Source organism: Desulfobulbus elongatus DSM 2908 (assembly GCF_000621145.1).
Lineage (GTDB): Bacteria > Desulfobacterota > Desulfobulbia > Desulfobulbales > Desulfobulbaceae > Desulfobulbus > Desulfobulbus elongatus.
Genome location: NZ_JHZB01000019.1, coordinates 1 through 23,492, shown reverse-complemented (window position 1 = coordinate 23,492; position 23,492 = coordinate 1). Strand labels below are relative to the sequence as shown.

The following is a 23,492-nucleotide window of genomic DNA, read 5'->3' as shown; positions in this document are numbered from 1 at the left end:
GCAAGAACCGGGAAATGACGTCAGACAATGACCATGCCCTTGATCCACATGAACGCGATGGCCCCCATCAACAGTACCGCATACCCAGCAATGAGGACAAAGCTGACCCGAAAGACCATCCGCTCCCTTCTGGTTTCGGCCTCCTTTTCGATAAAAGGGATGGAACAGATGACCGGCACGCCGATATATTCCTCCAACTCGCCGACATTCTTGAACGAGGTGTCGATGAAGTCGAGCAACAGGACATACCCGAAACTCGCACCCAATCCGGCCGCAACGGCCACCAACAATATTTTCAGGAAATTGGGTTTGAACGGTTTTTCGGGAAGACGGGCCGAGTCGACGATTTTAAATTTGCTCCCCTTTTGGTTCCGTTCAAGGTTCTCCACGGATTGCGCCTGCAGGTTCTGGGCGACCAGCTGGTCGTAATGGCGGCGCAACTCACTGTAATCGCGCGTAAAACTTGTCCACTCTGCCTCCCGGGTGGGCACCGCTGCAATCCATTTCTGGTACTGATCGATTTGCGGCGGAATTTTTGCCTGCGCCTCCCGTAATTGCTGAATGTTGATATCCAGCTGTTTCAGCTGCGCCTCAATCCTGCCGGCTTCCAGGCTCGCGGCCAGTGATGCCCTGCTCGCGCCTGGTGACGCGGTCTGTCGGGCGCCTCCCCCTTTTCCCACTTTTCCTTCCAATTGCAGGATCTGCTGTTTGGTGCGCCGGACCTCCGGATGGTTCTCCGTGTATTTTCCCTGCAATTCCTCCAGATACGCCTGCAAACGCAGCAATCGATCCGCATCGCTTTCAGTTTGCCGCACGGAAGGGTGCGCCGGATCGCCGCTGGTGGCACGGAGCGAGGCAAGGCTTCGCTGCATGTTCATCTGCTCCTGGACCAGGACCTTGGTCCGCTCGAGTTCCTGAATCGAATTCTGGATGTCCTGGTTCTGCTTCATGAGGGCTTGGAGCTGCGAGAGGTTGCTTTGCCGCTGTTCCGGCATTTCGTTGAAATATTTCAGCTTGTAATCCCGCATCTGCTGTTCTTTTTCGTCCAGCACCTTTTTCGCCAGGGCCAACTCGCTCTGGGTATATTTCGAGGTTTCCGTGGCCCGTTCTTCGCGGTACTTCAGGTTTTCTTCGATGAACAGCGCGGCCAGCGCGTTGGTGACCTTGGCCACCTTCTGCGGATCCTCTCCTTGAAAAGACACGCTGAAGATGTCGCCCTGCTTGGCCGGCTCTATCTCGATATTCCTGCGCATGCCCTCGATGACATCTTCGATCGGCAGGTTCTTCCTTGCCTCCTCGTACAGGGAAAACTGCAGGATGACCTTTTCAAGGCTGTTGCGACTGGTTACAAGTTCCCGTAACGTGGCCAGGGATTCCCGCAGCTTCACATTTCCCTGCTCCGGGTCCATTTTTCCGGGATTGATCTGCTGCTGCTCATAACTGAGCAAGGCGGTGCTCTGGTAGAGCTTGGGAACGACAATGTAGTATCCCAAACCAATGGTTATCGCCAACAGCAAACTGCTGGCGATGAGACGCCACCTACCGAGGACGAGATCAACATATTTCTTGATCAACTGACGCTGCTGATTATTCATATTTTTTCAAAGCGTTTTTTTTCAGCCATCAACCAACATGTCGACAGCAAGCTCAACAACCTGCGTGATCGGAGATATTCACGGCTGCCACACTGCGCTCATCCACTTGCTGGGCAAGGTGTGCCACCGGGCGGATACCCTTGTGTTCCTCGGCGATTACGTCGACCGGGGGCCGGATTCCAAGGCCGTGGTGAGCACCATCCTGTCGCTGAGCACCCGGCATCCCCGGCTTGTGCCGCTCATGGGGAACCACGACTTTCTCTTTTATCAGTATCTCACCGGCGGCGACAGCAGCCTGTTCCTTCAGGTCGGGGGCGAACAGACGTTGGCCAGCTATGGCCTCTCGGCATCGGCAACGCAGGAAGAAAAACTACGACGCGTTCCCGCCGACCACCTTGCTTTCTTCCGCAGCCTGCCCCTCTTCTGGGAGGATCGGCACGCCGTCTATGTGCATGCAGGCCTCCAACCCGGCCGCCATCTCAGCCAGCAGACGGCCCAATGGTGCCTGTGGGCGCGCGACTCTTTTCTCGCCAGCGCTTGTGATCTCGGCAAGCCGGTCGTCTTCGGTCACACGGTCTTTGCCGAGCCCTACTGGGCGGCGGATAAAATCGGGATCGACACCGGCGCCGTGTATGGCGGCCGTCTGACCGCACTGCTGCTGCCCGAGCGCGAGGTAATCAGCGTGCCGGGCGATGCCGTGGTCCCTGCTGCTACAGTGTATGGTAGTTAAGGGGGCGAAAAAGACAAGGAAGGAGCTTACAATTCCTCAAAAATAAATGGGGTGGCCAGGGCGATGTCGGTTTGGCCCATCAGCAGCATGCACAACCGGTCCAATCCCAGGGCGATACCGGCCGTTTCGCCGATCAGGTCCAGTTCCGCCAGCAGCTTCTCCGGCATCCCGGCCGTTCTTCCCGCCCGCTGCACCGCCTCGATCTCCCGCAGAAAGCGCTGCCGCTGCTCCTGCGGATCGACCAGCTCGGAAAAGCCGTTGGCCACTTCCACCCCGGTGATATAGAGTTCAAACCGCTCCGCCACCGCCGGGTTCTGTTGATTCCGGCGGGCAAGCGACCCCAGTTCGACCGGGTAATCGTAGAGGAACGTCGGCCGGTCCCAGCCCAGGTTGGGCTCGACCCCGGTCACCAGGACCTCGTCAAAACTGCCGGCGCGGAGTGCCTCCGCAGCCGAAATCCCGGCATGCCGCCGAAAGGCCTCGGCAACCGGCAGGCGCTCCCACGGCGGGGTCAGCGTCACCCGCCTGTCTCCCCGGCACAGGCGGTTGTCGTCGGCAATGCCGGCAAAACCGGACACCATGCGCGTCAGGGTCCCGATCAGTTCCTCGCATTGCCGCATCAGATCGAAGTAATCCCAGCCCTTGTGATACCATTCGAGCATGGCGAATTCCGTCTGGTGCAAGCGGCCGCGTTCTTCCTTGCGGAAACAGTGGCAGATCTGAAAAATACGGTCGCAGCCGCGGGCGAGCAGCCGTTTCATGCACAGTTCCGGCGAGGTGTGCAGCAAGCAGTCCTCGCTGGCAAAGGGAATGAGATGGGCTTCGGGGATCAGGACCGGCAGGCGGAGCGGGGTGTCGACTTCGATGTAGTCGCGTTCGAGAAAAAACGAACGGATGGCCTGCAGCAGGTCGGATCGCTGCCGCAGGCCTTTCGGGGAGAGCATGCCGGGTTATTCTTTCACCCTGGTGATGTAGGTGCCCGTTCTGGTGTCGATCTGAATTTTATCGCCCTGTTCGACAAAGGGCGGCACCTGAAGCTGAAAGCCGGTCTGCACGGTCACGGGCTTGGTGTCGGAGCCGGAGGTGTCGCCCTTGGCCCAGGGGTCGGCCACGGTCACCTCGAGGTTGACGAAGGTAGGCAGGGTGATATCGATGGGGCGGTCGCCGAAGAACAATACTTCCACCTCCATGTTGTCGATGAGAAAATTAAGGTTGTCGCCCAACTGCTCCCCGGTCAGAAAAATCTGCTCGTAGGAGGAGGTGTCCATGAAATGGTATTCGTTGTCCTGGGCATACAAAAACTGCATTGTGCGCTCTTCGAGGTTCGGCCGATCGAATTTATCGTTGGAGCGATAGGTCTGGGTGAACTGGACGCCGGTGATCATATTCCGCATCTTGGTCCGGTACAGGGCCTGTCCCTTGCCGGGTTTGGAGAAATCGAACTCGGTGACAATATAGGGCTCGCCATCAATTTGAATTTTCAGGCCCTTGCGTAAATCGGAGGCTGTATACATAGATTCGTCCTTCACTCATTATGAATTGGTTTCCTTAAAGAGGCGCCATGTTACGGTACTGCCGTTTTTTTTGCAACTGCTTCCTGCATGGCCGGCAAAATTATCCGGCAAACGCGCTCTTCTCTTGTGTTCGCCGGGCAATGTTTATAGATTGCCCTTTCATGACAGCTTCTCACCGACCGCACCATATCTGATGATCCGCGCAGGCGTTCTTTCCGACACCCATCTCAGCCGGCCCGACAGCCAGTTCCTCCGGCGGGTCGAGGCGTGTTTTGCCGACTGCGATGTCATTATCCATGCCGGCGACGTGACGGCGCTGCCGGTTCTGGACGCCTTCCGGGGCAGGACCGTGTATGCGGTCTGCGGCAATATGTGCGAGACGAGCATGCGCAGCCGCCATTCGGAGCAGATGCAGTTCTCCCTGGGGCCGTTCACCATTGGCATCACCCACGGCGCCCGGTTGGGCCCCGATAGCGAGGACGCGCTCTGGCGCCTCTTTCCCGAAGCCAACTGCATCATCTCCGGCCACACCCACCGACCTGCCTGCCATCGCTACGGCACAACCCTTTTTCTCAATCCGGGCAGTTTCCGCGCCACCGGCCCCTACGGCGCGCCGGCGACCTATGCCCTTCTCGAGGCCGGCGACGAACTCGCCGCCCGGATTGTCACCCTGCCCCTTGCCCGATGAAGGTGTTGTGGGCCCCCTGGCGGATGGAGCACGTCCTCGGCACGACGGCCAGGGCGCAGGGCTGCCTGTTCGAACCGCCCGACACCGCTGTCCAGGACAAGTCGCAGCTTCTTCTCTTTCGCGATGAGCTGACCGTGGTCCTCCTGAACCGTTTTCCCTACGCCAACGGCCATCTGCTCCTGGCGCCCCGGCGGCACCTTGCCGACCTCACCGAACTCACCCCGCAGGAAAACAGCCGGCTGATGGCCATGCTCGCCGCCTGCTGCACCATTCTCCGGCGGCATCTGCACCCGGACGGCATCAACATCGGCCTCAATCTGGGGGCGGCGGCCGGCGCCGGCATCGCCGACCATCTCCACTTCCACTTCGTGCCCCGCTGGCAGGACGACCACAATTTCATGACCGTCTGCGCCGAGGTCCGCACCATCCCCCAGCACATCGAGCGGACCTTCGACCTGCTCGCCCCGGATTTTCTCGACCTGATGCCCGCCCCTGCCCCATGAACGCCGCGCCGCCCAAGATCACGCCCATGCTCCAGCAGTATCTGGAGATCAAGGGACAGTATCCGGACACCATCCTCTTCTATCGCATGGGCGATTTTTACGAGATGTTCTTCGACGACGCCGTCACCGCCGCCAAGGTCCTGGGCATCACCCTGACTTCGCGCAGCGCCAAGGACGAGGTCAACAAAATTCCGATGTGCGGCGTGCCGTTTCACGCGGTGACCGGCTACCTGGCCCGGATGATCAAGGCCGGCCACCGGGTCGCCATTTGCGAGCAGGTCGAGGACCCCAAGGAGGCCAAGGGCATTGTCCGCAGGGAAGTGGTCCGGGTGGTCAGCCCCGGCGTGACCACCGACGACCAGTTGCTCGACGCCAAGGCGGACTGCTACGTCTGCGCCGCCTCGTTCGACCGCAAATCGGCCAAGGAAATGCTGGCCGGCCTGGCGGTGGTCGATGTCTCCACCGGCCGGTTTCAGGTGAGCGAGGTCGTCTTCACCGCCAGCGACCCGGCCCCGTTGATCGACGAATTCACCCGCCTGCGGCCGGCGGAGCTGCTCCTGGCCCAATCGGAAGTCGAGGAGTGGACGGGCTTGACCGACCTGCTCACCGCCCATCTGGGGCAGCTCTGCGTAACCGGACGGCCCGACGTGCACTTCGACTTCCGCTCGGCCCTCGTGACGCTCACCGAGCACTTCCGCACCGCCAATCTGGCCGGATTCGGCTGCGCCGCCTACACCGCCGCCATCAGCGCCGCCGGCGCCCTGCTGCTCTACCTCAAGGAGACGCAGAAATCCGAACTCTCCCACATCAGGCAGCTCAGCCCCCTCAACCACGGCGGTTACCTGATCATCGACGACGCCTCCCGCCGCAATCTGGAACTGACGGAAACGCTCGTCGGCGGCCAGCGGGAAGGCTCGCTGCTCGCCGTGCTCGACCGGACCGCCACGCCCATGGGTGCCCGCCTGCTCCGCCGCTGGCTGCTGTTCCCGCTTCAGGAAAAGGAACAGATCGAGGCCCGCCTGACCAGCGTCCAGGAACTGATCCGGCAACCCGACACCAGGACGGCCATGCGTGATCTGCTCGCTTCGGTCTACGATCTGGAACGGTTGTGCAGCCGCCTGGTGCTCGGCCACGGCAATGCCCGCGACATGACCGCCATCAAAACCTCACTGGCGCAACTGCCCGCGCTGCATGCGCTGCTGACCGGCTGCACTTCCCCCCTGGCGCAGGCCATGGCCGCCGAGTTCGACCTCCTGGCCGACCTGCATCAGCTCATCGACGCCGCCATCCGCGACGACGCCCCCATCAGCCTGCGGGAAGGCAACCTGATCCGGGAGGGATACAACGCCGAACTCGACCGCCTCATCGTGCTCCTCCGCGACGGCAAGCAGCTGATCCTCGCCCTGGAAAACAGCGAGCGGGAGCGTTCCGGCCTGGCCAAGCTCAAGGTCGGCTACAACAAGGTCTTCGGCTATTATTTCGAGGTGAGCCGCAGCCAGGCCGAAGCCCTGCCCGACTATTTCATCCGCAAGCAGACCCTGGTCAATGCCGAGCGGTTCATCACCCCTGAACTCAAGGAACTGGAAAACTCCATCGCCACTGCCCAGGAACGGCGGCTGGAACTCGAATACGAGCTCTTTCTCGATGTCCGGGGGCAGCTCGTCGCGCACAACCAGCGGCTGCTGGCCGTGGCCGACCTGCTGGCCCGGATCGATGTGCTCGCCTGCTTCGCCGAACTGGCGAGCCGCCACCGCTACTGCCGTCCGACGATCAACAGCGACCGCGCCCTCACCATCACCGAGGGACGGCACCCCGTCATCGAACGCGCCCTGGAGCCCGGTCGTTTTGTCCCCAACGATGTGCACCTCGACCAGGAGCAGGACGAAATCCTGATCATCACCGGCCCCAACATGGCCGGCAAGTCGACGGTGCTGCGGCAGACCGCCCTGATCGTCCTCATGGCCCATCTCGGCAGCTTCGTCCCGGCCGAATCGGCCGACATCTGCCTGGTGGACCGCATCTTCACCCGGGTCGGGGCCATGGACGATCTGCGGCGCGGCCAGTCGACCTTCATGGTGGAGATGAACGAAACCGCCAATATCCTGAACAATGCCACCGAAAACAGTCTAGTCATTCTCGACGAGATCGGCCGCGGCACCTCAACCTACGACGGTCTGGCCATCGCCTGGGCCGTGGCGGAAGAACTGGCCCAGAAAAATGGCGTCGGCATCAAAACCCTTTTCGCCACCCACTACCACGAGTTGACCGACCTGGCGGCAACCAATCCCCGGATCCAGAATTATTCGATCGCCGTCAAGGAATGGAACAACACCATCATCTTTCTCCACAAACTGGTCAAAGGCGCCACCAACCGCAGCTACGGCATCCAAGTGGCGTCCCTTGCCGGCGTGCCTGCCCACGTCATTGCCCGTGCCTCTGAGATTCTGAAAAATATCGAACGAGGAGAATTCAACCTCCAGGGGCAACCCGCCATCGCCACCGGCAGCAAGAGCAAAAAAAACGAGCCCCGCCAACTCCCGCTGTTTGCGCCGCCGTCCCACCCCGTGCTCTCACTGCTGGCTTCTGTCAACCCCGACGAGCTGACTCCCAAACAGGCCCTCGATCTTCTCTACCAAGCCCTTGCCGGTCTCGATACGTCCAATCGTTGAGCGGCCGCCCTTCCTTTTTTTCCTGAAACGGCGCGCCGGTCGCATGCTCTTTACCGGCTCCGTTTAAATTTTTTTAACTTTGGGTGCCATGAAGTACAATTTCTTTTACCTTGGCGTGTAAATGCTGTATAGTGCGGATAATTTTAAGAACCCGTCAGTATTCCCCCAGCGGGAGGAGCTCCAATTAGATAATTTTTTCAACGAATTAACACATCGTTCACGTTTCATCCATGCCCGTGCAGCTCTGTGCCCCCCTACTTTCCACCCGTTCCAGAGGAGTGGTGTTTCTGTTCGTTGCCGTCCTGCTGCTCATCGCCGCCGCAGGGTCGGCCTTTTCCGCCCCCAGGGCGGGCATCAAGGTCGATCGTACCGACACGCTGACCGCCGAGCAGCGGTACAAGGGGACAAAGGAATACGCGGCCCGTCTCGAGCAGGAGAACTCCCTCGGCAAAGCGCGGGGCAATTGGCTCAACTGCGCCCGAATGTTCCGTGCCATTCATGTGTCGGAACGCAAGGGCGTTCTTGGCCCTACCAGCCTGTTTATGGAGGCCAGAACGTACCGACGGATGTTCGATCTCTTCAGGATGCCGCAGGACCTGGAAAGCGCTCGCAGCAGCTTTCTTGAATTGGCGGATCTCTATCCCGGCCATACCCTTGCCGACGATGCCCTCTTTGAGGCGGCGGTATGCGCTGGCATGACTCCCGGCAAGGAAGCGTTGGCCAGTGAGCTGTATCGCAAAATCATCACCTTCTATCCCCAGGGGGATCAGGTCGAAAAGGCAAGGGCAAAGGTCAGTCCCAAGAAGTTTGAACCGGCAAAGCCACAATCACCGGCGCAGGCTACCGAATCGCCGGCACCGCAACATCTCGCCTCCCTTCCCCCCGTCAAATACTGGGCGTCGGAGGATTATTGCCGGATTGTCCTCCAGCCCGCCGCACCTGTGGCCTTTACGGCGCAGGTACTGGATCAGCAGGGCGACGGACGGCTTCGCCGGCTTGTCATCGATCTCGCCAGGAGCTATATCGCGCCAAAACTCCGACAGCCTCTACCTGTGCGACATGGGCTGCTCAAATCCGTCCGGCCCGAGCAGCTTGACGACGAAACCGCACGCGTTATCCTGGATCTCACGTCCTTATCGGAATACAAGGCGTTCAGCCTCACCGATCCCTTCAGGGTCGTCGTCGATATCCGCGGCGGCACTGCGGTCGTCAAGGAGGCACAATCCGCTGAAGCCCAGGCCCCCCTTCCCGTCGGGCCGCAGCCCGTTCAACCCGCCGACAAAGACAAGCGGCCTGCCGTCGCATCGGTACTGGCGCAGCCGCCCGTCGTCAGCCTCACGGAACAAAAGAAACGTCCCCCCCGCGTTGATGCCGCCACGCCTCCTCCAGCGATAAAGGGCAAATCGCAGGAAAAACTGTCGCTGGCACAGCAATTGGGGCTCGGCGTTCGCACGATCGTGATTGATCCGGGACACGGCGGCAAGGATCCCGGAGCCATGGCCTTTGGCCTCAAAGAGAAGGATATTGTGCTCACCATCTCGAAGAAGGTTGCGAAAATACTCAAGGAAACCTACCGCTACGACGTTGTGCTGACCCGGACCAAGGATATTTTCATACCGCTCGAGGAGCGCACGGCCATCGCCAATACGCACAAAAGCGATCTCTTCATCTCCATTCACACCAACGCCCATTCAGATCGCAGCAAAAGCGGCATCGAGACCTACTTCCTCAACCTCGCCACCGATGCCAATGCCATGCGGGTTGCGGCGCTGGAAAACGCCACCTCGACCCACAGCATCGGCGAGTTGCAGGACATTTTGTCGACCCTGATGCAGAATTCCAAGATCGACGAATCGACCCGACTGGCCCGGTCTGTGCAGTCCAACCTCATTTCCGGTTTGAGCGGCCTCTACAAACCCCGCGATCTCGGCGTCAAACAGGCCCCGTTTTATGTCCTGATCGGCGCGGAAATGCCCGCCATCCTGGCCGAGATTGCCTTCATCACCAATCCCGAGGAGGCAAGGCTCCTCCAGAACGAACGCTATCTCGACGCCATCGCCGCCCACCTAGCCGCCGGTATAGCGGCCTATGTTGACCACCACCACACCGCCGCCATCACCCTGTAAACCAACCGAGCGTCAGCCCCTTATTTCACGAAACCGCCAATAAAAAAAGCCGCCCGTGCGGGGCGGCTTTTTTTATTGAAATGACAGTGGAGAAATCAGTGCCGGGTCAATTCGGCGGTGTGGATACGGGCCAAAGCCCGCTGCAACGCGGCCTCCGCCCGGACACGGTTGATTTTTTCGGTAGCCTGCTGCATCTGAACCAGCCGCTTTTCGGCTCGCTCTTTTGCCCGCAGTGCCCGGTCCACGTCGATATCCTGACCGAACTCGGCACCTTCCACCAAGAAGGTGATCTTGTTGTTCGATACTTCGGTGAACCCACCGGTTACCATCAAATATTTCGTCATCCGATCTTTCTTGAAACTGAGCGTCCCTGTCCGGATGGTGCTCAAGAAGGGGGCATGATTGGCCAGCACGCCAAACTCACCGCCAACACCGGGAGCAGTGACGATATCGACATCCTCACTGACCACGGCACCATTGGGTGTGACAACTTCCAGATGAATTTGCGCCATGAACTTTACCTCGCTTCAGCGTCGATGTGATCAAGCCTTGGCTCGTTGGGCAGCGGCTTTTTCCACGGCTTCTTCGATGTTGCCAACCATGTAGAAGGCGGTCTCAGGGAGATCGTCGTGCTTTCCGTCCAGGATCTCCTTGAAGCCGCGGACCGTATCCTCGACCTTGCAGTACTTGCCGGGGAAGCCGGTGAAGACTTCCGCGACATGAAAGGGCTGCGACAGAAAACGCTGCACCTTGCGGGCACGGGCAACGGTCAACTGATCCTCCTCGGACAACTCATCCATGCCGAGGATGGCGATGATGTCCTGCAACTCCTTGTATTTCTGCAAGGCGACCTGGACCCCGCGGGCGGTGGCATAGTGTTCCTGGCCGACCACGTTGGGATCGAGGATGCGGGAGGTGGAGTCAAGCGGATCCACCGCCGGGTAGATGCCCAGCTCGGCAATCTGACGGGACAAAACGACCGTGCCGTCGAGATGGGCGAAGGTGGTGGCCGGCGCCGGGTCGGTCAGGTCGTCGGCCGGAACATAGACGCACTGCACGGCGGTGATCGATCCCTTGGTGGTCGAAGTGATGCGCTCCTGCAGGGCGCCGAGGTCGGTGGCCAGAGTAGGCTGATAGCCGACCGCAGAAGGGATGCGGCCAAGCAACGCGGACACCTCGGAACCTGCCTGGGTGAAGCGGAAGATGTTGTCGACGAAGAAGAGCACGTCCTGGCCCTCTTCATCGCGGAAATATTCGGCTGCGGTCAAACCGGTCAGGGCGACGCGCGACCGCGCTCCGGGCGGTTCGGTCATCTGGCCGTACACCAGGGCCGCCTTGGGCAATACGCCGGACTCCTTCATCTCGTTGTAGAGGTCGTTGCCCTCGCGGGTCCGCTCGCCGACACCGCAGAAGACCGAAATACCGCCGTGCTGCATGGCGATGTTGTTGACCATCTCCATCATGATAACGGTCTTGCCGCAGCCGGCGCCGCCGAACAGGCCCATCTTGCCGCCGCGTGGGAACGGCACCAGCAGGTCGATGACCTTGATGCCGGTCTCAAGAACGTTGACCTCGGTATCCTGCTCGGTAAACGCCGGCGCGGGACGATGGATGGCCATGTTCTTCTCGGAAACGATCGGGCCGAGTCCGTCGACCGGGCGACCGACGACGTTCATAATCCGGCCCAAGGCAGGTGAGCCGACCGGAATGGTGATCGGGCCGCCGGTATCCTTGACCGGCATACCGCGCATCAAACCGTCGGTCTGGTCCATGGCGACCGTCCGGACGACATTGTCGCCCAGATGCTGGGCCACTTCGCAGACCAGGTTGTCCGGCACGTCGCTGATGGCCGGGTTGGAAATGAACAGGGCGTTCATGATGTCGGGCAGATAGCCCGGCTCGAACTCGACGTCGACAACAGGCCCGATGACCTGAATAATTTTTCCTATGCGTGCTTCACCCATTTGAGAAGGCCTCCTTTAAACATGTACAATAGCCTGTAAGATCCTGATTATCCTTTGAGCGCCTCGGCGCCGCCTACAATATCCATCAACTCGCTGGTGACCGCAGCCTGACGCGCTTTGTTGTACAGGCGGGTCAATTGCGTGATCATGTCCTTGCATGCATTGGTGGCGTTATCCATGGCCGTCATCCGGGCGGCATGCTCGCTGGCGCCCACTTCCAGCATGGCATGGTAAATCTGCACATTCAGGAAGAGCGGGAGCAGCACCTCCATGATCTCCCCCGGATCGGGCTCGTAGGTATACGACCCCGACATTTCCGCCTTACCGGATGCGGTCCCTTCACCATCCGTCACGGGCTTGATCGGCAAGAGATCCTCCCGCTCGGGTTTCTGCACCGCCACCGAATGAAAGCGGCCATAGACGATGTCGACCTGATCGCTTTCGCCATTGAGAAAAGCCTCGGTAATATTCTGCGAAATCTCGCGGGCATTGAACATCTGAAACGAGCCCATGATATCGTTGAAATGGACCCGCAGCTTGCCGCTCTTCTTGAGGGCCTGTGTTCCCTTCTTGCCGACAGTGACAAAGCTGACGGCCTTTCCCTCGGCCTCATACTGCTTGCGTAGCCGTTCAGCCGTCTTGATGATATTGGCGTTAAAGCTGCCGCACAGCCCACGGTCGGAGGTGACAACGAGAATCTCCACCTTCTTGACCTCGCGGACCTCCATCAGGGGCAAATCGCCGTTTTCCATGCCACCGGAAAGATCGCGCATGGTCTCGGCAAATTTGCCGGCGTAGGGGCGGAACCGCTCCATCTTCTCCTGGGCGCCGCGCAGTTTGGCCGAGGCCACCATGTTCATGGCCTTGGTGATCTGCGCGGTTTTCTTGACACCCTTGATCTTTTCCTTAACGTCCTTTAGTCCAGGCATGAGCGTCTACCCCTCCTGCACTCAGTTCAGGCCCTTTGTCGCCTTGAAGGTTTCGCCAAAGGTCGCCAGTGTCTTCTTCATCTTCTCTTCCAGTTCGGGAGAAATAACCTGTTTTTCCCGCAGTTCATTGAAAATGGAGGCCTCGTTGGTCTCGATGTAGCTGTAGAGTTCCTTCTCGTAGTCGGCGAGGACATTGACCGGGAACTTGTCCAAAAAGCCCTTGGTGCCGGCAAAAATGATGGTGACCTGCTTTTCCATCGGCAGCGGCTGATACTGGGGCTGCTTGAGAATCTCGACCAAGCGCTCACCGCGGGTCAGCTGGGCCTGGGTCGCGGCGTCGAGATCAGAACCGAAACTCGCAAAGGCGGCCAGCTCGCGATACTGGGCCAGGTCGAGCCGCAGGGTTCCGGCGACCTGCTTCATGGCCTTGACCTGGGCGGCACCACCAACGCGGGAAACGGAAAGACCGACGTTGATCGCCGGACGGATACCGGCGAAGAACAGGCTCGGTTCCAGATAGACCTGACCGTCGGTGATCGAAATAACGTTGGTCGGAATGAAGGCGGACACGTCGCCGGCCTGGGTTTCGATGATCGGCAGGGCGGTCAGGGAGCCGGCGCCCAGTTCGTCGCTCAGCTTGGAGGCGCGTTCCAGCAGGCGGGAGTGGTTGAAGAAGATGTCGCCGGGATAGGCCTCGCGTCCCGGAGGACGGCGCAGCAGCAGGGACAGCTCACGGTAGGAGACGGCCTGCTTGGAGAGATCATCATAGATGATCAGGGCATGCTGGCCGTTGTCGCGGAAGTACTCGCCCATGGCGCAGCCGGCGAAGGCGGAGACGTACTGCATCGGCGCGGGATCGGACGCGCAAGCGGCGACGACGGTGGTGTACTCCATGGCGCCATGCTTGCGGAGCGCCTCGACCACCAGGGCAACCGTCGATTTCTTCTGGCCGATGGCCACGTAAATGCAGTGGACGTCGGTGTTCTTCTGGGCAATGATGGCATCGACGCACAGGGCGGTTTTACCGATCTGACGGTCGCCGATGACCAGTTCGCGCTGGCCGCGGCCGACCGGGGTCATGGCGTCGACCGCCTTGGCACCGGTATAGCACGGCTCATGCACGCTCTTCCGGGCGATAACGCCAGGGGCCAACACTTCGATCTTGCGGGATTCCTTGGCAGTGATCGGTCCCTTGCCGTCAATCGGTTGACCGATGCCGTCGACAACACGGCCTTCCATTTCCGGACCCACCGGCACCATGGCGATCTTACCGGTCCGTTTGACGATGTCGCCTTCCTTGATGTCGCGAACGTCGCCCAGGATGGCGCAGCCAACGTTGTCCTCTTCAAGGTTCAGAGCCAAACCAAAAATATTGCCGGGGAATTCAAGCAGTTCCATGGCCTGGCAATTCTCGACGCCATAGACGCGGGCAATACCGTCGCCCACCGACAGAACGGTACCGGTTTCCTTCAGGTCGATATCCGCTTTATAGCCAGCGATTTGGTCCTTGATAATCTGGCTGATTTCTTCTGCTTTGATCTGCATTGATTATTCTCTCCCCTTGATAGATTCCTTTAATCCATTCAGTTGCGTCTTTATACTTCCGTCCAGCACCAAGTCACCAACCTTGGCAATAATACCGCCGATAATGGACGGATCAACCTGGGTTTCAAGTATAACCTTATTTCCCGTCAATTTTTCCAGGGTGGCCTGGATCTTCTCCATCAGGCCGCCATCGAGCTCGACGGCCGAAACAATGATGCCATGGCTGATATTCTGGTCCTTGTCCACCATGGCCTGCATCGCCTCGGCGATGTCGGGCAGAATGTCCGCCCTCTTCTTCTCGATGAGCAGCTTGAGGAAACTGGTCAGCATGGCGTCGGCCTGCACCGACTCGGCGATTTTGGCCATGACCTTCTGCCGGACATCCAACGGATAGAGCGGATTGGTCACGGCATCGCTGACACCGGCGGCATCATCGGCATAGAGTTCGGCGATCGCCTTGAGCCTGGCGCTGTAGTCTTCCGTTGTTCCCTGCTCCTTTCCCAAGGAAAAGAGCGCCTTCGCATAGCGACGTGCTAGTATTGTCTGTCTCACTGTACCGCACCCACCCGTTCAAGATACTGTTCCGTGATCGCCACCTGGTCCGCCGGGGTCAGGTTTTTTACGATCAGCTCCTCCGCCATGGCCGCGGCCTGATCCGCGATCTCTTCCCGGAGACGCCGCTTGGCGTCTTCCAGTTCGGCCTGGACCGCCGCTTCCGCCTGGCGCTTGATATCGTCCGCAGCCTTCTCCGCATCCGCCAGGATGCGCTCCTTTTCCACCTGCGCCTGGGCAATGGCCCGCTCGACGATCAACTCCATCTCCTTTTCCATGCCGGCCAGCTTCGCCTCGAACTCATGGTAGGAGCGCTCGGCCTCGTCGCGGCGCGCGGTGAGATCGGCAAGTTCCTCCCGGATTTGCTGCTGCCGGCCGCTCAGACCCGACATGATCGGCTTGGCGCCGAACTTCACCAGGATGATGACGAGCGCCAGAAAGTTGACCGTCCGCCAGAACAGGTCCTTCAATTTTTCCGGCGACAGCGGATCGCTGCCATGGGCGTCGCCGTGCCCGGCGGCCGCAGCTCCATGCCCCTCAGCCGCTACCTGATGCCCTGCCGCAGCCGCCGAGTGTGCGGCCGCCTGCACTTCCTGATGCGCGCCGGCCGCCGGGGCGTCGGACGCCACGGCAAAAGCGGGCGGCAACGCACCAATCAACAGCGCCAGCAGCACCGGCAGTAGTGTTGTGTTCCAAGCTCTCATGCGTCCAGACTCCTTCCAAGTATCTTTCCTGCCATTGCCTGGGCAAAACCCGCGGCATTTTCCTGAAGCTCCTTTCTGGCCCCCTCGATCTGCGCCCGGAGGTCGGCCAGTTGTTTTTCCTTGATGCTGTCGGATTCCTTGCGAATGGCGGCCAGTTTCTCGGCACCGGCGGCCTGGGCCTGAGCCCGGGCTCCGTCGAGCGCTTTCTTCGCCTTGTTGCTCGCTTCCCGCATTTTCTGGTCCAGTTCGGCCTGCCGCTGACGGGCGTTCTGCTCAAATTGCGCCACATCGCCGTTGAGCGATTCGATCTTTTGCGCCCGTTTCTCGAGAATCCCCAGCACCGGCTTGTAGAGAATCGCATTGAGAACGAACATCAGCACAATCATATTGACGATGTGCATCAACAGCGTAACATCAACCGAAATCATACTAACATCCCCTTATTGCTGAAAATATGGCAAATACCCGCCCAGACAAGTGAATGACGGTTCATCTTCCGTCCGGATAACTACTGAAAAATGGTTCGGCTGTCAAACCTTTTTAAATAAAATTTATAGGATTTTTCAGTTATGCTTGTTGCTCGTCCGCACACCCTTTTTTGCAGGCGATCCGCTGACAACCCGGTCCGGGATGCCGCGTCCTTCCCTGCATTGAAAGAAGCACGACAGAATAGCGTACTCCCGGTGAATTGCCAAGATTATTTTCCGCCCGGATTGCCTTGAGCGAGCGGTCATGCCGGTCGATCGTCGCCCTTGCGCAGCCAGTTCACCAGCCGCTCGATCCCCTCGTCCGTGGTGACCAGCGGGCGATAGCCGAGCAGCTGTTCCGCCTTCCTGTGGCTGAACCAATGGGATTTGGCCAGTTGGCAGGCAAGAAACCGGGTCATCCGGGGTTCGCTGGTTATTTTGAGCGCACCATGGATGCCCTCCAGCATCATCCCGGCGCCATAGGCGACGGCCAGCGGCACCCTCCGGGTCACCGGCGGGATGTCGAGCCGGACAAAGAGCCCGTTGATCCACTGCCACAGCGCCACCGGCTCTTCCTGGCCGATGAAAAAGGCCTGGCCGGCGCCGCTCCCTGTCGTCCCCAGGTTTTCCGCTGCCAGCAGATGGGCGTGGACCACGTTGTCGATAAAGGCGATGTCGACCCGGTTGTCGCCGGTGCCGACGATCTTCAGTTGCCCGGCCCGGCCCCGCTCCAGCAGGCGGGGGATGAGGTGGTGGTCCCCCGGTCCCCAGACCAGATGCGGCCGGAGGGCGATGGTCCGCAGTTCCGACTCGTTGGCCGCCAGCACGGCCTGCTCGGCCAGAATCTTGGCAGCGGCGTAGGCACACAGCGGCCGCTTGGCATAGGGAGCCGATTCATCCACGCCGTCGAGATTGTCCCGATCGAAGGCCACCGATGGGGTCGAAGTATAAACCAGACGCGGCACCCCCTGGGCGCGGCAGGCGGCGATGACGTGCACCGTGCCAATATGGTTGATGGCGAAATATTCCTGGCGCGGCCCCCAGATGCCCGCCTTGGCGGCCGTGTGGAAAACCGTGTCGCAACCGCGCAGGGCATCCTCGAAGGTGCTCCGCTCGCGGATGTCGCCTCGGATGCAGCGCACGCCCTGGGCAGCCAGGTCCGGATAGGGGGTGCGGCCGATCACCCTTACCTCGACGCCGCGTCCGACCAGGGCCTGCACCAAAGCCCTGCCGATGAAACCGCCGCCACCGGTCACCACCACCTTCCGCATCGTCGCACTCTGCATTTTCTGCTCAGTCGCCATTGCCTCTCCCTGTTCCCGCAGTCCGGACCGGACGGTCAGCCCTCATCACCCGCAGGGCAGTTGCACCCGCTTGGCCGCCCATGCCGCCAGCTGTTCCCGGAATATCTTGGCGTTATGGCGGATGTCCACCGGAAAGGAACGGTGGATCAGGAAATGTTCGATCTGCGCGGTCAGGGGATTGGCCTGGGCTAATTCCCGCAGTTCGGCAAACAGCCGCTCCTGATCGCCAACCGGCCCCTCCGGTTCCACCACGATCACCGGCGTCTTCCTCTCCGGGCAGGCCCCCAGGCCGACCAGGGCCGCGCGCCGGACCAGCGGGTGCTCGTTGAAAATCGCCTCGCACTGGATGGTGTAGAGCATTGCCCCGGCCGTGGGCACCCGATGGGCCTTGCGGCCGCAGAACCACAGCCGGCCCTGGTCGTCGACAGAGCCCATGTCGCCCATCCGGTGCCAGAAGCCTTCGCCGTCGACGATCTTGGCCAGCCGGGTCTCCGCCCCGTTGTCGGCATAGAGGCGGGTGACCACTGGCCCGCGCACCACGATCTCGCCGATAACGCCTGGCCCGACCTCCCGCACCTCCTGCCAGGAGCCGATCGCTCCCTCCACCGGCTCGATGATCCGCACGTCGATGCCGGGCAGGGCGCGGCCGACGCAGGCCCCGTGGCCGGTGCGGGTCAGGGGCCAGGTCTCGCCGACGATTTCCCGCCCCTCGATGGAGGCCACCGGCAGACTCTCGGTGGCGCCGTAGGGAGTGAAAATCAGGGCCGTCTCGGGCAGGATGCGCTGGACCCGTGCCACCAGCTCGCCCGAGACCGGGGCGCCGGCCATCAGGACCTTCTGCACCGGCAGCACGATCTTCTTTTCCAGGCAATAGCGGCTGACCACGTTCCAGATCGCCGGCGAACCGAAGGAGTAGGTCACCCGGTGCGCCAGCAGGGTGCGGACGAATTTTTCCGGATCGACCCGGGCCGGTCGGGTCGGGTCCATGTCCGGGATCACCGCCTTGGCGCCGAGGGCGGCGGCAAACAGGCCGAACAGCGGAAAACCGGGCTGATCGACGTCGCCCGGCCCGATGCCGTAGTAGTCGCGGATCAGGCGCAGCTGGGCATGGAAGATGCCGTGGGTGTAGGCCACGCCCTTGGGCGGGCCGGTGGAACCGGTGGTAAAGATGATGGCCGCCGGATCGGCTGCCGCGGCCTGGAACCGGGGCAGGTCGCCGGTTCCGGCCGGTTGCGGTTCAAGAGCCTTGCCCGGCAGCCACCAGACCCGGCCGACCGCGATCCGCCTGCGCACCGTGGCAAAGGGCCGACGAAAGAGCCGGCTGAAGGCGATGGCCTGGGGGATGCCGACCAGGATATCCGGCCGCACCGAGCCGATGCAGCGCAGCAGGTTCTTGTAGCCCATGCCCGGATCGATGAGGATGATCACCGCCCCCAGTTGAAACAGGGCGAAAGTCAGGCAGACGAAGGCCATCGACGGCCGCACCATCAGCATCACCCGGTCGCCACGGCGGACACCCTCGGCGTGCAAGGCCGCGGCAAAACCGTCGCAGTTGTCTCTGAGCTGGGCAAAGGTCCACTCGCGCCACTGCCCGTCTTCCAAGGCGACCAGACCGATCCGGTCGGGTTGGGCGGCGGCCGTGTCCTGAAGCGCGGCGGCGATATTGCAGTCGGTCATCGCGCCCCCCCAAGGCGGCAAAGAAAGGCCGCCATCAGCGGCTGGATCGCGGCCAGCGCATCCTCGAGCACATAGTGGCCGGCATGCGGGAAATGGTGGGCGCGCGCACGCGGAAAACGCCGGCGCCATTCCTCATAAAAATGATCGTTGAAGCAGAAGTCGCGGCCGCCCCAGCAGAGGAGCATAGGACAGTGCTCCAGCCGGGCAAGCCCCTCCTCCACCGCCACCAGCGCGGGCCAGGAGGGATGATCCGGGTGCATGGGAATATCCTGGACAAAGCGCAGCAGGGCGATGCGGTTTTGCCAACTGTCGTAAGGGGCGAGAAAGGAACGGGCGATCTGCGGACGCATGGGCCGGTTGACCGCCATGATTGTGGCGGCGCGGGCAAAACCGTTCAAGCCGCGCACCAGCAACGGCCCCAGCAGCGGCCAGCGGCAGACGGCGATGCGCAGCGGCAGGCGGTGCGACCGGAACGCAGCCGTATTGAACACCACGAGGCCGGCGACCCGGTCCGGATGGCGGCCAGCCCAGCCCATGCCGATGGCGCCGCCCCAGTCGTGCACCGCCAGCACGCAACGGGTGATGCCGAGATGGTCGAGCAGCCGTTCGAGGTTATCGATGTGGGTGGCCAGGCAATAGGGATAGGCCTGCGGCTTGTCGGAAAAGCCGCAGCCCATGTGATCGGGCACAATGCAGCGGCAGCGGTCGCGCAGGCCGAGGACCAGGTTGCGGTAGAGGTAGGACCAGGAGGGATTGCCGTGGACCATGACCACCGGCAGGCCGTACCCCTCGTCGAGATAGGCCATGCGGTGGCCGTCGATGTCGAAAAACCGCGGCGTAAACGGATATTCCGCCAGCTCGGCCATGTGCTCCCTCACCAGTCGATCCCCAGCATGAGGGCGTTGATGCCCGAGCCGATCCCCAGAATCGCGGCCCGCTGCCCCGGCACCAGAGCGCCCTGCTCGATGCCCAGGGCCATGGTGATCGGCGCCGAAACCGAACCGACATTGCCCAGGGTCGGCAGGGTCTCGAAATTTCGCGCCGGATCGAGCTGGAGGGTCTCGAACAGCATCTGGGCATGGGCCTTGCCCACCTGGTGGCAGAAAAACCGGTCGATGGCGCCCTTGTCCCAGCCCAGGGCAGTCTGGAAAGAACGCCAGCAGGCGGCGGCGGTCTCGATGCCCTTTTCCAGCAACTGCTCCGAGTCGGTGGACATCAGCGTGCCCTGCTCCGCGTTCTGGCCGCCCTGACAGAGGTCGTTGTGGGCGGTATTGGCCCGGCAGGCGCCGCCGCGCAGATAGTGACCGGTATCGCGGCAGTCGCTGCGGCTCATCACCAGGGCCACGGCACCGGAGCCGATGGTCAGCGAGGCGAAGAGCGGCTTGATGGTCTTGCGGGTCAGCGTGGTGTCGGCGAGCAGGTGGGCGAGGGTGGAGTCGATCAGGTTTTCCGCGGTCTCGCCCGCCACCACCAGCCCGGCCCGCACCTGGCCCATTTCCAGCATGTTGGCCAGCATGACCATCCCGTCGAGAAAGCCGAGGCAGGCGTTGGAGATGTCGAACAGCAGGCAGTCCGGCGGCAGGCCGAGGGCGCGATGGACAAAGGCGGCAGTGGCCGGCTCCATCATGTCGCGGCTCACCGAGGTGAAAAGCAGGCACTCCAGTTCGGCAACATCGATCCCGGCCCTGGCGATGGCCGCCGCACCCGCCGCCGCCGCACCTGCGCTCGGCCGGGTCCCCGGTTGCCACAGCCGACGGGCGGCGATGCCGGTCATCAGTTCCAACCGGCCGGCCGGCAGTTTCAGCCGCTCGTACAGCGGCCCGAGCCGCTCCTCGATGGTTGTCGACGACAGCTCCACCGGCGGCAATTGATAGCCGAACTCGTGCAGACAAACCCGGCTGTAACGCAGATTCATGCCGCCACCGCTCCGTCCCGCGTCATTTGGGCACCTCGAAACTGTTGGCCCAGGCGATCAGCAGGGCGGCCAGGGCGAGGTCGTCCATCACCCCGAACACCGGCACCCACTCGGGGATCAGATCGTAGGGCGACAGGGTATAGAGCAGGCCAAGCGCCAGGACGATCTTCACCGGCAGCGGCGTGGTCGGCGAGAGGAAGACATCCTTGGTGTGGATGATCATCTGCCACAGGCGGGCGAGCATCGGCCACGGCTGCACGGCGCCTCCTTCACCCGACCGTTCTGGCGACGATCGCGGCGTCGAAATAGTTCATGCCCATGCCGGCGTCCACCACCAGGCACTGCCCGGTTATCCCCGAGGAGCGCGGCGACAGCAGGAAGGCAGCCACGTTGGCGGCCTCCCCGGTCTGCACCGCCCTCTTCCGCAGGGTGGCCTGCTCGGCAAAGAGATAGCTGTCGATGTAGTTGGGGATGCCCGCCGAGGCCGAGGTCTTGAGCAGGCCGGGGCAGACGGCGTTGAAGCGGATTTCGGAGAAGGCGGCAAAGCTCTTGGCGAGGAAACAGAGCGAGGATTCCAGCGCCGCCTTGACCGGGGCCATGTAGCCGTAGTTTTCGGCGGCCATGCGGGTAGTGGAGATGGAGATGGTCACCAGCGAGGCCTGCCGCGCCAGCAGATCCTTGAAATGGTTGGCGATGCCGATGAAAGAGAAGCAGGAGGTGTCCATGGCCTGGAGGAAATCCCGTTTGAGGGTGGCGTGGAAGGGCCGCATCCCTTCGGAATAGTTGGCAAAGGCGATGGAATGGACGATACCGTCGAGCGGCGCCTCGATCCGGTCGGCGATCTCGTCCCGCACCCGGACGATGTTGGCCTCGTCCTCGACATCGCAGCAGAAAACCGGGCTATCCGGAAAGAGATTGGCCGCGGTCTGCGCACGCTGCTCGCTGCGGACCACGTGGATCACCCTGGCCCCGGCTTCCGCCAGCACCCGGCCGATGGCGCAGGCCACCGATTTTTTGTTGGCCAGCCCGAACACCACGATGGTTTTGCCGGCAAGCTGGAGAAAATCCATTCAGGCCCCCTCTTTGCGGGCACAGGCGAACTCTACCTGCACCGCCGTCTTGCCGCCCACCCGGACCGATCCCTTGAGCAGCCAGGCCGGCCCCAGGCGCTCGACCAGGGTGGCGGAGATGTCCAGGGTATCGCCCGGCCGCACCTCTCGCTTGAATTTGGCGCCCATGATCCGGGTCAGCACCGGCACGCCGCTCCCTGGCACCACCTCCTCGCCGCGCATCAATTCCCCGATCAGCAGGGCGCCGGCCTGGAACACCGCCTCGCAGAGGAGCACGCCGGGCATCAGCGGATAGTCGGGATAATGGCCCTGGAAAAGCGGCAGGTCGCGCCGGACGGTCGTTTCCGCCCGGATGGTGCCGCCGCTGATTTCGAGCACCCGGTCCAGCCAGAGAAAGGGCGGCCGGTGGGGGATGCGGTCCAGGATGAACGGATCGGCCGATGGCGGCATCACAGGCCTCCCGTCACCTCGAGCACCGCGCCGCTGATGTAGGCGGCGCGGTCCCCGGCCAGAAAGAGCACTGCCTCGGCCACCTCGGCCGGGGTGCCGAACCGGTTCGCCGGGACCATTTTCCTGTATTCCTTCACCTGGGCCTCGGACAGATCGTTGATCAGTTCGGTGGCGATGAAGCCGGGCGAGACGCAGTTGACCGTGATGCCGCGCTTGCCCACCTCCTTGGAAAGCGATTTCATCAGCCCGATCTGGCCGGCCTTGGAGGCGGCGTAGTTGGCCTGGCCGGCGAAACCGAGATGGCCCATGGGCGAGGTCATGAAGACGATGCGGCCGTATTTTTGCTTGAGCATCAGCGGCAGGGCGCATTTGGACATGGCGTAGCCGCCGGTGAGGTTGACGTCGAGCACCCGCCGCCAGTCCTCCTCCCGCATCATGGCCACCACGGCGTCGCGGCGGATGCCGGCGTTGTTCACCAGGATATCGAGGGTGTCCCACTCCGCTTCCAGTTGGGCGAAGAAGGCGGCCACGGCAGCGTAGGCGGCGACATCGAGCCGGGCAAGCCGCAGCCGTTCGCCATGGCGGACGTTGTCGCCGGCCATGGCCTCGGCCGCCTCTTGGTTGCCGCCGTAAATCCCGGTCACAGAAGCCCCTCCTGCCAGCAGGGCCTCGGTGATCGCCCGGCCGATACCGCGGGTGGCACCGGTGACCACGGCCTTTTTCCCTTCAAATTCGAGCATGGATTTCCAAGAAATTTGTCATTTAAAGTCTCTAACAGCCCGTTGAAAAACCCCGTAACCCTGTAAAACCTATTGCCCCAATCCCCATGTGCGGTAAATTGATTTTATCATTTCACAACAAGGAGTTATTACCGTATGGCGATTGGTAGACGCAAACCCAAGCAACAGACAATGTGGGTCAACCAGCATCAGCTTCCCAAGGGCCAAGGGCATCCCTTTTACTCCCGGCTCAACGATCTTCTCGCCAAGGATGGTTTCGACTCTTGGGCGGAAGAGCTCTGCGCCCCGTGTTTTGCCAGCAAGGGAAGGCCCTCCATTCCGCCCGGAGTCTATTTTCGGATGCTGTTCAT

At 61.7% G+C, this 23,492-nt stretch carries 23 protein-coding genes and 1 pseudogene; 6 read left to right on the top strand and 18 right to left on the bottom strand.

The annotated features are described in order from the left end of the window. Positions 1–20: 20 nt before the first annotated feature. Positions 21–1,595, bottom strand: coding sequence for a GumC family protein (locus Q362_RS0110710; RefSeq protein ID WP_084312578.1), 1,575 nt, complete (start codon positions 1,593–1,595; stop codon positions 21–23). A 64-nt stretch (positions 1,596–1,659) separates the two neighbouring features. Between Q362_RS0110710 and Q362_RS0110705 the strand changes: the two genes are divergently transcribed. Beyond that, a complete protein-coding gene (locus Q362_RS0110705) occupies positions 1,660–2,325 on the top strand; it encodes a metallophosphoesterase (protein WP_051554128.1) in 666 nt (221 codons plus the stop codon). Positions 2,326–2,351: 26 nt separating this feature from the next. Here Q362_RS0110705 and epmA read toward each other — a convergent pair whose 3' ends face one another. Together epmA and efp are read right to left on the bottom strand one after the other, a co-directional pair. Beyond that, entirely contained in the window at positions 2,352–3,269 is a 918-nt protein-coding gene (gene epmA / locus Q362_RS0110700) for an EF-P lysine aminoacylase EpmA (protein ID WP_028318688.1), read from the bottom strand. Positions 3,270–3,275: 6 nt separating this feature from the next. Continuing rightward, positions 3,276–3,839, bottom strand: a complete 564-nt coding sequence (gene efp, locus Q362_RS0110695) for an elongation factor P (protein WP_028318687.1) — start codon at positions 3,837–3,839, stop codon at positions 3,276–3,278. Between the two features lie 193 nt (positions 3,840–4,032). On the opposite strand from efp, the gene Q362_RS0110690 reads away from it, so the two are divergent. The 4 genes from Q362_RS0110690 (at position 4,033) to Q362_RS20220 (ending at position 9,825) form a co-directional block, all read left to right on the top strand. Continuing rightward, entirely contained in the window at positions 4,033–4,527 is a 495-nt protein-coding gene (locus tag Q362_RS0110690) for a metallophosphoesterase family protein (protein ID WP_035216423.1), read from the top strand. Next, on the top strand, positions 4,524–5,030 hold the full coding sequence (locus Q362_RS0110685) for an HIT domain-containing protein (protein WP_028318685.1): 507 nt from the start codon (positions 4,524–4,526) through the stop codon (positions 5,028–5,030). The genes Q362_RS0110690 and Q362_RS0110685 overlap by 4 nt, the downstream gene beginning before the upstream one ends. Beyond that, positions 5,027–7,699: a DNA mismatch repair protein MutS gene (mutS, locus tag Q362_RS0110680; protein ID WP_028318684.1), complete on the top strand. Its 2,673-nt coding sequence runs from the start codon at positions 5,027–5,029 to the stop codon at positions 7,697–7,699. The genes Q362_RS0110685 and mutS overlap by 4 nt, the downstream gene beginning before the upstream one ends. A gap of 281 nt (positions 7,700–7,980) precedes the next feature. After that, complete coding sequence (locus tag Q362_RS20220; protein WP_051554126.1) at positions 7,981–9,825, top strand: N-acetylmuramoyl-L-alanine amidase; 1,845 nt, start codon at positions 7,981–7,983, stop codon at positions 9,823–9,825. Positions 9,826–9,920: 95 nt separating this feature from the next. On the opposite strand, the gene Q362_RS0110670 is transcribed toward Q362_RS20220, so the two are convergent. The 15 genes from Q362_RS0110670 to fabG form a co-directional block, all read right to left on the bottom strand. Then, the gene (locus Q362_RS0110670) at positions 9,921–10,337 is read right to left on the bottom strand and encodes a F0F1 ATP synthase subunit epsilon (protein ID WP_028318683.1); all 417 of its coding nucleotides are present in this window, start codon (positions 10,335–10,337) and stop codon (positions 9,921–9,923) included. 30 nt (positions 10,338–10,367) lie between these two features. Next, a complete protein-coding gene (gene atpD, locus Q362_RS0110665; protein ID WP_028318682.1) occupies positions 10,368–11,789 on the bottom strand; it encodes a F0F1 ATP synthase subunit beta in 1,422 nt (473 codons plus the stop codon). A gap of 47 nt (positions 11,790–11,836) precedes the next feature. Further along, positions 11,837–12,718, bottom strand: coding sequence for an ATP synthase F1 subunit gamma (gene atpG, locus Q362_RS0110660; protein WP_028318681.1), 882 nt, complete (start codon positions 12,716–12,718; stop codon positions 11,837–11,839). Positions 12,719–12,739: 21 nt separating this feature from the next. Then, positions 12,740–14,263: a F0F1 ATP synthase subunit alpha gene (gene atpA / locus Q362_RS0110655; protein WP_028318680.1), complete on the bottom strand. Its 1,524-nt coding sequence runs from the start codon at positions 14,261–14,263 to the stop codon at positions 12,740–12,742. Positions 14,264–14,266: 3 nt separating this feature from the next. Continuing rightward, positions 14,267–14,815 (bottom strand): F0F1 ATP synthase subunit delta, encoded by a 549-nt coding sequence (locus Q362_RS0110650; RefSeq protein WP_028318679.1) that lies wholly within the window; start codon positions 14,813–14,815, stop codon positions 14,267–14,269. Beyond that, a complete protein-coding gene (locus Q362_RS0110645; RefSeq protein ID WP_084312574.1) occupies positions 14,812–15,519 on the bottom strand; it encodes a F0F1 ATP synthase subunit B in 708 nt (235 codons plus the stop codon). The genes Q362_RS0110650 and Q362_RS0110645 overlap by 4 nt, the downstream gene beginning before the upstream one ends. Next, on the bottom strand, positions 15,516–15,947 hold the full coding sequence (locus Q362_RS0110640) for a F0F1 ATP synthase subunit B (RefSeq protein WP_028318677.1): 432 nt from the start codon (positions 15,945–15,947) through the stop codon (positions 15,516–15,518). The genes Q362_RS0110645 and Q362_RS0110640 overlap by 4 nt, the downstream gene beginning before the upstream one ends. Before the next feature lie 302 nt (positions 15,948–16,249). Beyond that, a complete protein-coding gene (locus Q362_RS0110635; RefSeq protein WP_245590206.1) occupies positions 16,250–17,290 on the bottom strand; it encodes an NAD-dependent epimerase/dehydratase family protein in 1,041 nt (346 codons plus the stop codon). A gap of 45 nt (positions 17,291–17,335) precedes the next feature. Continuing rightward, positions 17,336–18,967, bottom strand: a complete 1,632-nt coding sequence (locus Q362_RS0110630) for a fatty acid CoA ligase family protein (protein ID WP_028318675.1) — start codon at positions 18,965–18,967, stop codon at positions 17,336–17,338. After that, a complete protein-coding gene (locus tag Q362_RS0110625) occupies positions 18,964–19,833 on the bottom strand; it encodes an alpha/beta fold hydrolase (protein WP_035216421.1) in 870 nt (289 codons plus the stop codon). Before Q362_RS0110625 ends, Q362_RS0110630 begins: the two co-directional genes overlap by 4 nt. A gap of 8 nt (positions 19,834–19,841) precedes the next feature. After that, entirely contained in the window at positions 19,842–20,882 is a 1,041-nt protein-coding gene (locus Q362_RS0110620; protein WP_051554118.1) for a 3-oxoacyl-ACP synthase III, read from the bottom strand. A 22-nt stretch (positions 20,883–20,904) separates the two neighbouring features. After that, positions 20,905–21,141 carry a YkvA family protein gene (locus tag Q362_RS20215; RefSeq protein ID WP_157470035.1) on the bottom strand — a complete coding sequence of 79 codons (237 nt, stop codon included), beginning with the start codon at positions 21,139–21,141 and terminating at the stop codon, positions 20,905–20,907. 10 nt (positions 21,142–21,151) lie between these two features. After that, a complete protein-coding gene (locus Q362_RS0110610; protein WP_028318672.1) occupies positions 21,152–21,952 on the bottom strand; it encodes an enoyl-ACP reductase FabI in 801 nt (266 codons plus the stop codon). Continuing rightward, complete coding sequence (locus Q362_RS0110605) at positions 21,953–22,402, bottom strand: 3-hydroxyacyl-ACP dehydratase FabZ family protein (protein WP_035216420.1); 450 nt, start codon at positions 22,400–22,402, stop codon at positions 21,953–21,955. Continuing rightward, on the bottom strand, positions 22,402–23,142 hold the full coding sequence (fabG, locus tag Q362_RS0110600) for a 3-oxoacyl-ACP reductase FabG (RefSeq protein ID WP_028318670.1): 741 nt from the start codon (positions 23,140–23,142) through the stop codon (positions 22,402–22,404). The genes Q362_RS0110605 and fabG overlap by 1 nt, the downstream gene beginning before the upstream one ends. Before the next feature lie 135 nt (positions 23,143–23,277). Here fabG and Q362_RS23580 point away from each other — a divergent pair. Continuing rightward, positions 23,278–23,492 (top strand): annotated as a pseudogene (locus Q362_RS23580) (transposase); the annotation flags it as partial.